At 71.7% G+C, this 14,792-nt stretch carries 5 protein-coding genes; 1 reads left to right on the top strand and 4 read right to left on the bottom strand.

Features of this window, described 5'->3' with window-relative positions; translation table 11 throughout:
• Both VD972_RS17845 and VD972_RS17850 read right to left on the bottom strand, forming a co-directional pair.
• Positions 1-7,460: Ig-like domain-containing protein (locus VD972_RS17845; protein WP_324988591.1), on the bottom strand; the 7,460-nt coding region annotated here is incomplete at its 3' end.
• Between the two features lie 114 nt (positions 7,461-7,574).
• The gene (locus tag VD972_RS17850; protein WP_324988593.1) at positions 7,575-8,405 is read right to left on the bottom strand and encodes a hypothetical protein; all 831 of its coding nucleotides are present in this window, start codon (positions 8,403-8,405) and stop codon (positions 7,575-7,577) included.
• Positions 8,406-8,556: 151 nt separating this feature from the next.
• Here VD972_RS17850 and VD972_RS17855 point away from each other — a divergent pair, with 151 nt between their 5' ends.
• Positions 8,557-9,231 carry a hypothetical protein gene (locus tag VD972_RS17855; RefSeq protein WP_324988594.1) on the top strand — a complete coding sequence of 225 codons (675 nt, stop codon included), beginning with the start codon at positions 8,557-8,559 and terminating at the stop codon, positions 9,229-9,231.
• Positions 9,232-9,255: 24 nt separating this feature from the next.
• On the opposite strand, the gene VD972_RS17860 is transcribed toward VD972_RS17855, so the two are convergent.
• Positions 9,256-11,643: a cyclic nucleotide-binding domain-containing protein gene (locus tag VD972_RS17860; protein ID WP_414654080.1), complete on the bottom strand. Its 2,388-nt coding sequence runs from the start codon at positions 11,641-11,643 to the stop codon at positions 9,256-9,258.
• A gap of 1 nt (position 11,644) precedes the next feature.
• The gene (locus VD972_RS17865; protein WP_324988597.1) at positions 11,645-13,777 is read right to left on the bottom strand and encodes a HEAT repeat domain-containing protein; all 2,133 of its coding nucleotides are present in this window, start codon (positions 13,775-13,777) and stop codon (positions 11,645-11,647) included.
• Positions 13,778-14,792: the final 1,015 nt, after the last annotated feature.

Consider the following 14,792-nt stretch of genomic DNA (forward strand, 5'->3'; position numbering starts at 1 on the left):
AGGCTGGTGACGGCCACGTCGTCTCGCGCGTCCACCTCCAGATCCAGCACCATGCCCTCCAGGACCTGCGAGCCCTGGGCCGGGTGCAGCCACGTGACGGTTGGGCGCGAGGTGTCCGTCACCACCAGGGCGGTCACCTCGGGAGCCACGGTCTCGTGTCCAGCCGAGTCCCTGGCTCGGGCGAGCATGCGCAGCGTCCGCCCCGCCGAGCCTGGGGGCAGCGGCACGCGGAAGGAGTAAGGGAGGCTGGAGGCCACGAAGCGCAGCGGGCCCGCGAGCCCGCCCTCCACCAGCACCTCCACGCTGCGGATGGCCACGTCATCCTGCGCCGCCACCACCAGCGCGAAGTCCCGGCCCTCGGTCAGCCGGGCCTCCGGACGGGGCTGCGCCACGGCGACGGTGGGCGCCCGATCCTCGCGCAGCGGCAGGATCACCACCTGGCTGCCCACCTCGCGGCCCCCCGAGTCCACCGCCACCGCGCGCAGGCGCAGCTCGCCCGGGCGGTCTGGCACGGGCACCTGGAAGGTGAAGGGGGGAGTGTGCAGGGTGAGAGGCAGCGGCACGCCGTCCACCTCCAGCCGCACATTGCCGACGGCCACGTCATCCTCGGCCATCGCCACCACGGTGAGCGTGCTGCCAGAGACCGCGGGGGTGCCATCCGGGGGCGAGAGGATGGCGACGGCGGGCGGCTGGTCCTGGATGATCTCGATGGGCTGGATGACGACGTCCGCAAACTCCGTCCAGTTGCCGCTGATGTCCCGGGCGCGCGCGGAGATGAAGTACGGCACCGGCACCGTGGAGCCGAGCTGCGCCAGCGTGGGCACCGTGAGCGAGTACCGCACCAGGGGCGCATACACATCGAAGGGCGATCCCGGTATGGCGTTGGTGGGCGGGAAGCCGCCCACCGTGTTCACCACGCGCATGTCCGTGGCGCTCGGGCCCGCGGAGATCTCCACGCGATCCACCAGCACGTTGTCGCGCGCCAGCACCTCCACGAGCACGGAGGTGCCCTCCACCACGTTGCGCCCCAGCACGGGCCGCAGCACGTCCACCAGGGGTGCCGCGATGTCCTCCTCGATGCGAAGCGGCTGGTCGAGCACAGTCTGGTGCCCTTCCTTGTCCGTGGCAACGGTGCGCAGCTGGAGCGCCGCGTCCGGCCGCCCCGGCACCAGCGCCACGAACCCGGGCGGCAGCTTCACCTGGCCCCGGTAGTGCCTCAGCCGCTGCAGATCCTGGTCCTCGGGAGGCAGCGAGCTCACGGCGTGCCGGAGTGCGGGATCGGTGATGACGACGGCCCCTGTCACCTCATCCACACTCCATGGGATCTCCAGCCCCTCACGAAGGAGCAGGGCCGGCTGGCCGTTGATGAACAGCTGCACATGTGCGACCGCGGTGTCGTCCACCGCCACGGCATCGAAGGTGAGCTGGATGCTGCCCTCGGCGATGGTGGCACCGGGCGTGGGGGCGGCCAGCGCCAGGGCGGGCGCACGGGGCCGCCGGGACTCGATGAGCAGCCGCGCCTCACGCGTGTGGCCTGCGGTGTCCGTGAGGGACACCAGGAGCACGGCGGGGGCTCCGTCCCGGCCCACGGGGGGAGTGAAGGTCACCTGCCGGGTGAGCCTCAGCGGCGCCCCCGTGAAAGACTCCTCCTTCACCACCTGCTCGCCGAACAGGACTCGCACGGAGACCAGGCCCGCATCATCCTCCAGCAGCATCCCCAGCGTTGCGGGAGTGCCCTGCAACATGACGACATAGCCGCTGTCCAGCTCGGTGCGGGTGAACGTCTCCACCGCGGAGCTCAGGGACTGGAAGGTCACGGACGGCGCCACATCGGGGATGACCCGCACGTAGGAGGTGTCCGAGGCCGTGGCGCTGCCCGCACCATCCCGAGCGACCACGGACAGCGCGACCGGGTAGCCCGAGGCGGGGAGCGGCAGGGCGAGGGAGAAACGGTAGGGCTGGGGCGTTCCAGACGAAGGAGGGCCCACGCGCATCACCTGGCGCGACGTGCCGTCCACCCACAGCTCGAGCTGATCCAGGCGCGCGTTGTCCTGGGCATTCACCAGGACCTCGAAGACGGTGTCCTCCACCACCGACGCACCGTTGCCGGGCGCGAGAATGGAGACGGTGGGGGGTTCCGTGTCCGCCCGGGTGACGAGCGGGACCGCGGCGCTGCCGACAAGGCCCGCTACGTCCTCGGCCAGCACCGTCAGCTGGGACTCCCGCGGCGCCTGACCGAGCGGGAGCCACACGGATCCCTCGATCCGCTTCACCTGGCCGGGCGGGGAGGCCGTCTGGCCCCAGGTCCACCGCTGCACGGCCACGCGCTCACCGGTGGCCTCCGCGCGGAGCTGGAGCTGCGGCGTGCCCCACCCTCGCAAGGCCAGCCGGGTGACCGCCAGCTCCTCGGCGCCCGGGGACACCTTGGACAGCTGGACGTCCACCTCCTCCAGCTCGATGTCCTGAGCGGGAAAGGACAGATCCGCGAAGAAGGCGGGCGCGGAGAGCATGAGGCTGCCGACGCCCTCGGGGAAGGAGGAGCGGAAGGCCTGGAGGGCGGCACTGCCCTCATGCCCCGGCTTCACGGTGTAGCGGAAGCGAACCTGGGCCTGGGCGCCATGCCCGCTCGGGGAAGGCTCCACGCTCAGGCGCAGGCGGCCCGGCGCTTCCCGCTGGGTCCCCTGCCCTTCCCCCGGAGGCGAGAGGCGGAGCCGCCCCTCCAAGGCCTCGACGGTGAAGCCAGGCCCCTCTCCCGGGATCAGCGTGGCGCGAGGCACCCCCAGCCCCTCATGCGCCGCAAGCGCCTCCACCTCGAAGTCACCGATGCCCGGTACCACCACCGTCGAGGTGGACAGCACCCTCAGCCCCCGCCGGACGCCGACGTCATCGCGCACGTCCACAGCGACAGGCTCGGTGCGCTCCTCGGTGAGGGTGGCACGAGCCGTGGGGAGCACCACCTGGACCAGGGGAGGCCCATCCGGAGCCAGCTCACAGCTACGGCTCACCACGCCCGCGCGCTGGGCTCCGTCCGTGACGCGGGCCATGAACGTGACGGTGCGGCGGCCCCCCGAGCCCAGGGGTGGGAGCTGGAAGGGGATCTCCTCCTGCCATGAGCGAGGCCCTTGCGCGGGAGGCTGACTGATCGCCACGGGCTCGCCCTCGAAGGTGACCGAAGCCTCCCGGATCGACACGTCATCCGTGGCGGAGACCCGCAGCTTCAGGGGCGCGCCGGCCACACAGGTGCGCTCATCCGGGCCGCCCAGCAGTGTCAGCGTCACCCGTGGAGGGGCCAGATCCTGCACCTCCAGGATCTCGAAGGACACCTGCGTGGTGCTCGTGACGTTGCCGCCCGCGTCGTATGCACGGGCCGCGAGCGTGTGGAGGCCCGGCGGGTAGCGGCTCAGGCCCACCGTGCCGGCGAAGGTGCCCAGGTAGCGGCGGCTGATGAGGATCTCCCCGGGCATCACCGGGTTGGGCTGGCGCACCTCCTCGAAGCGCTCGCTCTGGGGGCCCAGCGGCTCGCGGCCGTCCACCGGGGGAAGCTCCTGCCCATCCACCACCGCCGCGACGCGCACCACGCGCACGTCGTCCTCCACCTGCACGCGCAGTGAGAAGGCCCCACCCTCGTTCACCTGGAGCCGGCCCGTGGCGGGAGGAAGGGGCGAGGTCAGCAGCGCAGTGGGAGGCTCGGTGTCCGGTGCCACCTGCAGCGTCACCGTGGCCAAGCCGGACTGGCCGGCGGTGTCGCGGGCCTCCGCGCCCACGGTGAGCGGAGCGCCCTGGGAGATCGAGGGCGCACGCACGGTGAGCGGCAGGGGTCTGGAGACGTCCATCGGCGCTCCGGACACCGGCAGCGGCCCCTGCCGCTGGCCACCGGAGAGGCCCACCAGCCCGACGACGCCCTCGTCATCCGCCACCGTCACCACGAGGCGGACGTCCTCGCCCTCCTTATAGAAGCTGTTGGGTGCCGGAGAGGTGATCGAGACCACGGGCACCTCATCCCTGCGGGCGCGAACCTCCAGCGAGCGCTCGCGCGAGAGCCCCGAGGTGTCCGTGGCCACCGCCTTCAGCACCAGGATGCGCCCGGCCGCCGCCGCGGGGACAGGCACCTGCCAGCGGAAGAGCCGGTAGAGCCCATCCACCACGCCCCCGCTCTGGGTGCCCACGGGCTGCCCGTCCAGCTCCAGCCGGACGTCGCGCACGCCCACGTCGTCACTGGCCGCCACCTCCACGGAGAGGCTCCGCCCGGCGAAGACGAGGCTGCCCTCGGAGGGTGCGCGGAAGGCCACCAGCGGCGGCTCGGTGTCCTCGTTCACCTGGAGGGCCACCTCCGCGGCAGCGCTGCGCCCTCCGGAGTCCGAGGCCACTGCCCGCAGATTCAGGGTGCGTGGGGGGCCGGCGACGGAGATCGTGCAGCGATAGGGCGGCAGGGTGGCGCGGCAGGAGGAGTGTCCGTCCGAGAAGAACTCCACGGCGGACACGGCCACGTCATCATCGGCCTCGGCGATCAGCTCCAGCTGCGTGCCGATGGTGGCTCGCGAGTGGGCCGTGGGGAGCACGAAGCGCACCGTGGGCGCCGCATCGGGCAGCACCCGGACGAGCACCTCGGGCGCGGAGCCCATGTTGCCGGAGGCGTCATAGGCGCGCGCGCCCAGCCGGATCTGCTCACGCCCCTGAAGCTGGGCGGAGCGCAGCAGGGTATGTGTCAGGAAGGAGCCCGGCTGAGCTCCGTTGGGCCCGGGGGACTCGTCGGTGTCCAGCACCGCCCCTTCGAGCAACACCTCCACGCGGGTCACCGTGGCGTCGTCTTGGCCGGCGACGGTGACCACCAGATCCTGCGTCTCCGGCACGTCCTCCAGCGGGCGCGGCACGACGATGGAGACCGTGGGGCGCGAGGTGTCGCTGACGACGAAGACCTCGCCACTGGCCTGAGCCTCGTTGCCCGTCACATCCCGCGCGGTGGCCTGGAGCTGGAGCGTCCTCCCGGCGGCCGAGGCGGGGACGGTCCAAGAGGTCCGGTAGGGCGGAGAGCGCGAGGCGCCCACGGGAACACCGTCGACGCGCCATGTCACCTCGACCTCCCCCGCGCTGTCATCCACCACCGAGGCCGTGAGGAGCTGCGCGGTGCCCGCGAGCACCTGGCTGCCCGGCACCGGCGTCTGGAGGGCGATCTGGGGTGGAGCATCGGCGACGACGGAGGCCTCCAGCGAGGCACGGGCCTCATGGTCCGCCACATCGCGGGCCACGAACTGCAGCCTCACGAGCCGGCCGATGCTGGTTGTGGGAGGCCTCCACTCGATCGAGAACGGCGCGGAGCCAGCCCGGGTGCCACCCAGTCCCTCCCCCACCAGCCGGGTGCTGCTCACCTGTGCGCCATCCACGAGCAGGGACAGCTCCACCCCGAGCGTCACGGCGTCGTCCTCGACAAGCCCCGTGAGCACCAGAGGACGGCCCGCGGTGGTCTGGACGCGAGGTCCCGAAGGGCTCCGGAGGGAGACGAGCGGCGGCCTATCCCGAGCGATCCGGACCAGCACCGTGGCCCCTCGCGCCGTGGCACCGCTGGCATCCACCGCCTCGGCGTACAGCGCCACGACCGTCCCAGCGGTGCCGGAGCGCGGCACATAGCTCACCTCCCACTGCGGCACGGCGACGGGCCTGGGAGGCTTGGCGGGATCCGCTTCCTGGTTGCGCATCTCGATGCGCGGCGTGCGGCTCGTACCGATGAGCGCGCCATCCGCGTAGAAGCGCACGAGCTGGAAGCTCCGGGGAGACAGCTCGCCCGTGCGCCAGTCCCCGCTGGTGAGGCGCACCGTCTGCGGCAGCCCCTCGAGCAACAGGGCGCCGGGCAGGGGCTGCTCATAGACGATCGGTACCGAGCTGGCCCCCTGCCCCGGCTGCACCTTCAAGGTGAGCTCCGCAGCGCGCGTCCGGGAGCCGTTCGTGTCCACCGCCACCGCGCCCAGCACCATCTCGCCCCCTGCCACGGGAGGCGCGCGCAGCTTGATCACGAAAGGAGGAGCGGTCATCCGCGAGGCGGCCACGCCGTTGACGAGGAACTCCACGGAGGCCAGCGCCACGTCGTCCTTGGCATGGGCCTTCAGCTCGAACTCGGCACCCGCAACCACCTGGGCTGGCGAGGAGAGGCTGATCTCCGGAGGTCCATCCAGTACCTCCACGACGCGCAGGGCGGAGTAGCCAGCGTGGTGGGCCTCCACGCGAGCAGTGCCAGGACGCAGGCCCACGGCGCGCCCGTCCGTGCTCACGGTGAGCACCCCCGGATCCAGGCTGCGCCAGGTGGTGCCCAGAGATCGAGGGGACAGATCCACCCGGCGCCCGTCGCTCAGCACGCCCTCCAGGCCCAACCGCAGCGAGCCTCCCACGCGAGGAATGAGGGCGGAGGCCGGCAGCACCTCCAGCCGCTCCACCACCGCGGTGGAGTCCACCACCACGCGCGCCGTGGCGGTGTAGCCTGCATAGGAGACCTCGATGTCCGTCTCGCCATTGCCGCGCGCCACCACCTGTCCATCCTCGGTGACGGAGGCCACCGCCTCTTCGATCGAGCGGTACTCCACACCCTGGTGCGGACCGGACAGATCCACCTCGCCCGCGATGGCGAAGCTGCCCGTCACCTGCAGAAGCACGCGCTGACCGAAGCCCTCGGAGAGCAGCAGCGGCGAGGGCTCCACGGAGACGCCCACCACCGGGTCGAACGTGGAGGACTGCGTGAACTCGACGGCCGAGGTGTGCACCATGCGGCCGAAGGCGTCCTTCAGCGCCACGTCCGCGATCACCACCCCATCATGGGGAATCTGCTCGGCGGTGAGGGGGATCGCGAAGACGATGCGGCCAGGAGTGGCGCTGGAGGGACGCGCCAGCACGCGGCGGGCCTGGAGGAAGGAGACGGGCTCGACATCCTCGAGGCTTCCGTGGACGCGGCGGAGCTCCTCGGCGGAGGCGCCGACCACGGAGGCCTCAGCGGCGATCGCGCCTCCCTCATAAGCCAGCTCCAGGGTAATCGTGTGGTTGGCGAGATCAGCGCGGACGCGCAGCGGCGCCGGGCCGAAGCGGGGGGGTGGGGCCGTCGCATCGAAGCGCTGGGTGAGGGCCGTGTCCTCTCCGTCTCCTACAGGCCGGGCCACCACCTCCAACACCCCATCCTCTGGGAACGGCCGAGAGAACGACACGAGCGTGTGGAAGGCCACTGCCCCCGCCTGATCCCTGTCCACCACCACATTGGACAGCGAGGCGAAGGTGCCCTCGGTCGCGGACTGCCCGCTCACCGAGATCAGCACCTGCTCGGCGGGGCCCTGGACTTCGACTCCGACCTCCACGGTCGAGGCACCCGGCCGCAGAGGAACCAGGGGAAAGGCGGAGGTCACCGCCGCCGACCAGGCCGTCAGCGGCAGCACCAGGGCGAGCACCCATAGACAGAGCCGCACGCGCTCTCCCACTCCTGCCATGCACCTCATGCATGACTTCACACAGGGTGAACGTTCTAGGGCTTCCTGTCACGCGTTGGCTACAGCGAAATTTCTTCCAGCGAGCGCATGGCGCGCTCAGGGGTTGCTCGCGACTCAGGGATCCGGATCCGGCAGCTCGCCTGGGGCCAGGTCTGGATCCGGCTTCGGAGGGGGCTGCTGGTTCTCGCGGCCCGTCCGGTGGGTGCCGTCTGGCGCGGTGAGGTCTGGCCTCTCCGGAAGCGGCGGCCCTCCCCGGCGATCCTTGGGCGACAGATCCTGCGCGAACTGCTCCGCCACCGTGTCCAGCAGGGTCGTGAGGGCCTGGCGGAACAGGTCCGGCTCCTTCCCCACCTTGAACGGATCCAGGTGCGCGGCCCCCGCCTCGATCTGATCCAGCTCGAACGGGCGACGCCACAGCTCGCTGCGCCCATCCAGACGGAACATGCGCCCGTAGCCCTTCATGTAGGCACCCGCATGCCCCTTCTCGCTGCGCATGCCGTAGTCCTCGATGACGAACTCCACCACGGCATCCGCCCCCAGCGGCACGAGCAGATCATAGTCCGGCGCGTTCGCCGGCACCTCCTCCACCAGGAAGCTCTCCAGCGCCGAGGCCACCCGCGCGGGATCCAGGGTGCTCGTCCACGGCGCCTCGCGCGGGAGCTGGTGGGCCGTGGTGACACGCAGGCGCTCGGAGATCTCGAAGCGCGTCACCGCCTTGACCAGCTTCGCCTGGAGCCGGCGGTCCGCCTCCTTCGGCTCGAGCTTCTTGAGCTTCTCGCCGTACGCCCCGTCCTCCCGGAAGACGCGGCTCTTGGGCCCCGCCTCGTCATCAATGCGGGAGATGAAGGCCGGCTGTGCGACCCGGTCCAGATCCGCGCCGGACAGCCGCGTGGTGGCACACCCCGAGAGAAACGCCAGGACGACAAGGAACACGCATCGCGCCATTCCCCACACATACCTCAAGCCGTGGCGGGCGGCCCTGCCTTCTCGTTGCCCTGGGGTTGCAGCCTTGTGAACGACTGCTACCCTTTGGGCCGTGAGCCCTCCTACCTCTCCCCCGCCCCCCATCCGCAAGAAGAGGCTCGGCGAGATCCTGATGGACGCCGGCCTTCTCACCGAGACCCAGCTCCGATCCGCCCTGGCCGAGCAGCGCAAGTGGGGCGGCAAGCTGGGCCACACCCTGGTGCAGATGGGCTTCGTGGACGAGAGCTCCATGGTCCACGCGCTCTCTCGCCAGCTCCACATCCCCGCCGTGGAGCTCGACACGCTGCAGCCGCCCGAGTACCTGCTCCAGCTCTTCCGCATCGATCTGGCCGAGCGCTACGGCGTCTTCCCGGTCGCCGCGGATACGACGCACAAGACGCTCACCCTGGCCAGCTCGGATCCCACCAACGTGGAGGCGCTCCAGGAGCTGGCCTTCCACACCGATCAGAAGATCCAGGTGGTGGTCAGCAGCGCCTCCGCCATCGAGCGCGCCATCCGCAAGCACTATTATGGAGGTGCCTCCAACACCACGGCCGACCCGGAGCAGTTCGGGATCCGCGAGCCCACCTACGAGCTCACCCCTCCGCCATCTCCCCGCCTCTCCTCTTCCTCTGCTCGGGAGGCCGAGCTGCAGGAGCGGGTGGACGCGCTCAGCCAGCAGGTGGCCGATCTGCAGCAGATGGTCGCCAGCCAGGCCCGCTCACTGAGCGCGCTCATCGAGGTGCTGGAGTCCCATGGAGCCCTGTCGCGCGAGGAGTACTTCTCCAAGCTGCGCTCAGGGCGATGAAGGCCTCCACGGTGCTTCGCCTCGCTAGACGAGCAGCTCCTCCGCCGTCACCTCGAACACCTGGTTGCCCGTGAGCGCCTCGGTCCGGCGCAGCCGCTGCTCGGAGAGCTCGGAGACGAGCACGAGGATCTGCGGGTGCGTCAGGATCAGCGCGTCGAAGTCCTCGCGTGGCAGGCGCAGCAGCGAGGTGCGCCGGGTCGCCATCACCGTCGCCGTGGCGGGCGTCTTCGAGAGCAGGGAGATCTCTCCGAAGAGCTCCCCCTCCTTCAGCCGCGAGAGGACCTGATCGCCCTTGCGCGCCTCCACCTCGCCCGAGAGGACCACGTAGAGCCCGTCCGTGTTCTCTCCCTCGCGGACGATGACGTCGTTCTTCATCACCTCTCGGGCGCGGAACTTCTCCACCAGCGCGCGTCGATCCTTGCGCCCGAAGGGCTCGAAGAGCGCCGAGGTCCCCATCACGTTGGACAGCATCCGCTCCCGGCAGAACTTCTTGAGCGCCCGAGCCAGCTGCGGGTGCTGGCGCGACAGCTCCGCGAGCACCGGGGCCGAGATCTCCAGGAGCTGCGTGTCATCGGACACGCTCTCCACCGAGGCCATGCGCGGCGCCCCGGACAGGAGGGCCATCTCGCCGAAGAAGGCGCCGCTGCTCAGGGTCGCGAGCTCCTTGCGATGCCCCCCCTCATGCCGGAAGACCTGAACGCTGCCCTCGCAGATGACGTAGAAGGCATCCCCGTGGCTGCCCTGCTCGAAGACACGCGAGCGCTGCGCGAAGTGGCGCAGCGGACAGCGCTCGAAGAGATCAATGAAGGCCTCCCGCGGCAGATCCGAGAAGAGCGGGATGGTCGGCAGCGCCTCGGCCGAGGGCGCATCCGAGGGCGCCTCCTCCGTGAGGATGATCTCTTCCTCCTCCTCTTGAAGAGCAGCGGCGGGTGAGGCGGCGGCGCGCTGCCTCATTCCCGAGAGCGCGGCCTGCTCCACCGCATGCAGCAGCGTGTCCTCTTCCAGCTCCAGCTCCGTGAACGCCGTGGAGGGCCTGGAAGTCTGGCTGGGAGGAATCACCACGGCCGAGTGTCCTGGAGCAGGCGTCACCGCGAGATCGCTCTCTCCGCTCCGGCGAGGCCGGAGCCCTGGTGGCGCGGAGCTGGCGGGAGCTGGCGCCACGGAAGGAGCCTGGGGCGGAGGCTGGCTCACGCTGGAAGCAACGGGAAATAGCGGCTCGCTCAGCGCGGCCCAGGAGAGCTTCTTCGTCCCCTGCCCCAGCTCGACCTCGAGGGCCGTCTCTTCGGACGAAGCAGCCTGACTTCTCTGGGCCGGCGCGGCCTCAGCAGGCTTCGCGGGAGGCACCTGACGTGGAGGCTCCACCGAGGCGATGGGGGCCACTGCGGGCGGACGCGGGGCGGCGGCACGAGGCGCCAGCCCCGGCGGCGCGGCCGGCACCGAGGGCGCAGTGGGCTCGGCGGCACGAGGCGGCTCCACGGCCTGCGGCGCGGGCGCGGCGGGAGCCGTCGGTGGGGGCTGGGGAGCACGCACAACAGGCCCCGAGGCGGACGGCTGAGCGCGAGCCACGGGTTCTGCCACTGGCGATACGGCCCCCTCGGGAGCGGGTGCGGACGGCTGAGCACGAGCCGCGGGCTCTGCCACTGGCGGTGCGGGCGGCGGGGAGACCGAGGCGGGCGGCTGCACACGGGCCGCTGGCTCTGGCGCGGGCGGCACCGCCGCTCGAGGGGCCGTGGGCGTCAGCTGAGCCTGGGCCAACGCAAGATGCGCTGCGCTCGGTGCCACCGGAGCTGGAGTGAGAGGCACGCCCTGGACGACGGCGATCTCCTCGTCGTCGGGCGGCTCCTCGCGGATCTCCAGCGGCGCATGGACCGGAATCTCCATCTCAGGCGGCAGGTCGCGCGAGTACTCCGCGAGCTGCATCTCCGGCGGTGGCGGCGGGATGATGGCCCTCGGAGCCGGTGCAGCCTCGTCCTCCTCCGGGAGCTCGAGCGGCGCCGCGGCCGGCCCCATGGAGGTCGCCATGTGCTCGGTGAAGGTGGGGAGCTCCACCTGGCGAGCGCGTGCCACCGGGCGCTGGGGCACCCCGTTGCCTCCCGCACTCTTGCGCGCGTACAGGTCCGCGAGCATCTGCTGGACGCCCTTGTGCGCCGGATCCAGCTCCAGGATCAGCTTGCTGGCGGCGATGGCGCGCGGCAGGAAGCCCTCGCGCGCGAAGCCCGTGGCGGCCAGCTGGTACGCCGAGATGGCGCGATCCTTCTGCCCGGCCTTGGCCCACGCGTCTCCCATGCGCAGGCGCGCCTGGTAGTCCTTGGGCTCCCCCTTGCAGAATTCCTCGTAGAACTCCGCGGCTTTGGAGAAGCGGCCCTTGGCAAAGGCCTCGGTGGCCTTGTCCCTGAGCTTGCGCATCTCCATATCAGCGTGCCCCCTCCGCCACGGAGCCGCTCTTGGCCAGCGCCGCGCCGGCCGCATCGCGGACCCGCCGATAATAGTCGCTCTTGAGGGCGTCGAGGGCCTCCGCCTGCGCGGGCGTGCCGATCTTCTGCAGCGCTGTGGCCGCGGCGACCCGGACCTCCGGCAGATCGTGGTACAGGTCCCTCGCCACCGCCTCCGCCGCCTGGGTGTCGCCGATCTCGCCCAGCGCCAGCAGCACCTCCCGCCGCGCCACGCTCGAAGGATCGTCCAGCGCCTTGGTGAGCGTCCCCACCGCGTCCTTCGCCTTGAGCCGTCCCAGGATGCTGGCCCCCAGCACCGCCTCCGCGCCCCCCTCGCGCACCACCGTCTGCAGCGCCTCCGCGCCCGAAGCCGGCGCCCCGAATTGATTCAGCGCGTCAAGCAGCAGCAGCTTCTCGCTGGAGAACTGCGGCAGCAGGGACACGAGCACGTTCTGGCCGGCCTCCCCCTGCTGCGCCAGCGCCTGGGCCAGCGCCTTCTGGAGATCCCGCTCGGCCTCGAACATGCCGCCCTTGGCGGCCTCCACGCCCTCCGGCCCCAGCCGGGCCAGCCCCACCAGCGCCGCGGTGCGCAGCGTCACGCTGGCGTCTCCCGCGTAGCCCTTGAGCAGCTCGAGGGCTCCGGGGGCCTTCACGGATCCGAGCGCGCGCAGCACGGCGGCGAGCGGCTCGAGGATCAGCGGCTCCATGTCCTCGACGAGCTCCGCGGGCACGCGAGGCTGGACCATCACCCGGCCCGCATCGCGAGCGCGCTGGGCGTTGAGGGCCCGGATCCGATCGAAGAGCAGGCTCTGCTTGGCATTGTTGGCCCGCCCCTCGCCCTTGTGACCGTGCCCATCCTCCGAGGCCGGCGCGGTCGCCGAGGGATCGAACCCGGAGCCGTACACCTGAGGCAGCGGCGTGGGGACCCAGTCCTGGCGCGGCCCCTCGATGGCCTTCAGCTCCTGCTCGTACAGCTTCTGGAGCGCCGGGGCGGCGGAGGCATCCCCGATGGCGGCCACGGCCTCGACCGCGAGCATGCGCTGCGCCGTGTCCGCGGCCGTGAGCAGCGGCAGCACCTTGGGCAGCGCACCCTGGGCCGCCGGGCCGAGGCCGATCACCGCCTGCAGCCCGCTCTCGACGCTGGCGGGGCGGGAGAGGCGCTCGATGATGGGGTCCAGCGGGCACCCGCGCGTGCGCATGGCGCGGGCCGCGTCGATCGCGTCCTTCCGGGCGCCGTCCAGCGCAATGGTGCACAGCGCCGCGTCGGTCTCCGGCGAGCGCGGCAAGGTGGCGATGGCATCCGTGGCCAGCGGGCTCACAGCGCTCTTCTCCACGGCCACGGCCTGGAGCTTCTGCACCGACGAGGGATCCCGCAGCTTGCGCAGCGCTCCGATGGAGGCCTCGCGCAGCTCGGGGAAGCTCTCGTCGAGCAGCAGGGCGATGGCGGGCACCGCGCTCCGGCTCCCCGCATCTCCCAGGCCCCGGACCGCGGCAGCCGCCATGACGACCTGACTGTCCCGGACGAGCGGCATCAGCCGGTTGATGGCCTCCGGGCGCCCGCTCTTGCCGAGCTCCTCGGCGGCTCCCACCTTCTCAGGGACGGTGCCCTCGTTGAGCGCGAGCAGGTTGCGATCCCAGATGGCCTTGGACTCGGCGGCGACGGCCTCGGCCATGGCGCCGGGCACGTTGGCGGACTTGAGCGCCTGGACGATGACCTGGCGCGTCTTCCGGCCCCGGCGGCCGTACTGGAGGGTGAGGTACGCCTTGGCCTTGTCATTCTTGACCTGGGCGAGCGCCATGGCGGCACGGCCCTGGACGTCCTCGTCCGAGTCCTCGAGCAGCTCGCCCAGCAGATCCACCACCCGGGGATCCTGACTCTCGCCCAGCGCCCCGGCCGCCTCGCCGCGGACGATGGAGGCCATGTCCTTGGCGGCGCGGGTGAAGAGGACCAGATCCTCCGTGTTGCCCTGCTTCGCCAGAGACTTCACCGCCAGGGCGCGGACCTCCGGCCGAGGGCTCTGGAGGTCAGCGAGGAGCTGATCGCGGTTGCCCTGGCACCCGGTGAGCAGCACGAGGGACAGGACGACGACAAGGGGGCGCACGCCGGTTCTCATCGCACTCCGAGAAGAAAACGTTGAATGGATGACCGGTTATATCAGCCCTGATGGGAAGAACTCAGCGGCAGTGAACGACCCTGCTGCGCGCCGCGTCACCGGGGTCGGCGTGGGCCACCAGGCTTCCGAGGCCCCCGTGCTCCGCCTGGTCCCGGCCGGTGCGAGTTCCAGTCGGCGCCCGGCCCGCGCTTCTTGCGCTTGTTCCAGTCAACGAAGCCCGCTCCGCCCCCTCCTTCCCCCTCCGGACTGGCGCTCCGGCGCTCGGGCCGCGTGCCTCCGGCAGGACCGCCTGGGCGTGAGGGGCGGCCAAAGCCAGCGGGGGCGCGTCCACGCGGGGCCGCTCCCGTGCCCTCTGCTCGAGGACCCCAGCTCTTGCGGCCAGGGCGCTCTGCACCCTCGCCGCGCGGCTTCCACTCCTTGCGCTCGGGACGACCGGCGCCCTCGCCTCGGGGCGACCATTCCTTGCGCGCGGGACGATCCCCCCCCGCGCGCGGCTTCCACTCGCGCTTCTCAGGGCGGCCTGCCCCCTCGCCTCGGGGCGACCACTCCTTGCGCGCAGGACGATCCCCCCCTGCGCGGGGCTTAAACTCACGCTTCTCAGGGCGGCCTGCCCCCTCGCTTCGGGGCGACCACTCCTTGCGCGCAGGACGATCCCCCTCTGCGCGCGGCTTAAACTCGCGCTTCTCAGGGCGGCCGGCCCCCTCAGGCCGGGGCTTCCACTCCTTGCGCGCAGGACGGTCCCCCTCCGCGCGGGGCTTCCACTCGCGCTTCTCAGGGCGACCGGCCCCCTCAGCCCGGGGCTTCCACTCCTTGCGCGCCGGGCGATCCCCCTCTGCTCGGGGCTTAAACTCACGCTTCTCAGGGCGGCCGGCGCCCTCGCCTCGGGGCGACCACTCCTTGCGCGCCGGACGATCCCCCCCTGCGCGCGGCTTCCACTCGCGCTTCTCAGGGCGGCCGGCCCCCTCGCCTCGGGGCGACCACTCCTTGCGCGCAGGGCGATCCCCCCCTGCGCGGG

Source organism: Hyalangium sp. (genome assembly GCF_035629615.1).
GTDB lineage: Bacteria > Myxococcota > Myxococcia > Myxococcales > Myxococcaceae > Hyalangium.

Coding starts and splice junctions, on each gene's coding strand:
- VD972_RS17850 (WP_324988593.1), bottom strand. CDS start 8,405: ATGGCGCGATGCGTGTTCCTTGTCGTCCTGGCGTTTCTCTCGGGGTGT.
- VD972_RS17855 (WP_324988594.1), top strand. CDS start 8,557: ATGGACGCCGGCCTTCTCACCGAGACCCAGCTCCGATCCGCCCTGGCC.
- VD972_RS17860 (WP_414654080.1), bottom strand. CDS start 11,643: ATGGAGATGCGCAAGCTCAGGGACAAGGCCACCGAGGCCTTTGCCAAG.
- VD972_RS17865 (WP_324988597.1), bottom strand. CDS start 13,777: ATGAGAACCGGCGTGCGCCCCCTTGTCGTCGTCCTGTCCCTCGTGCTG.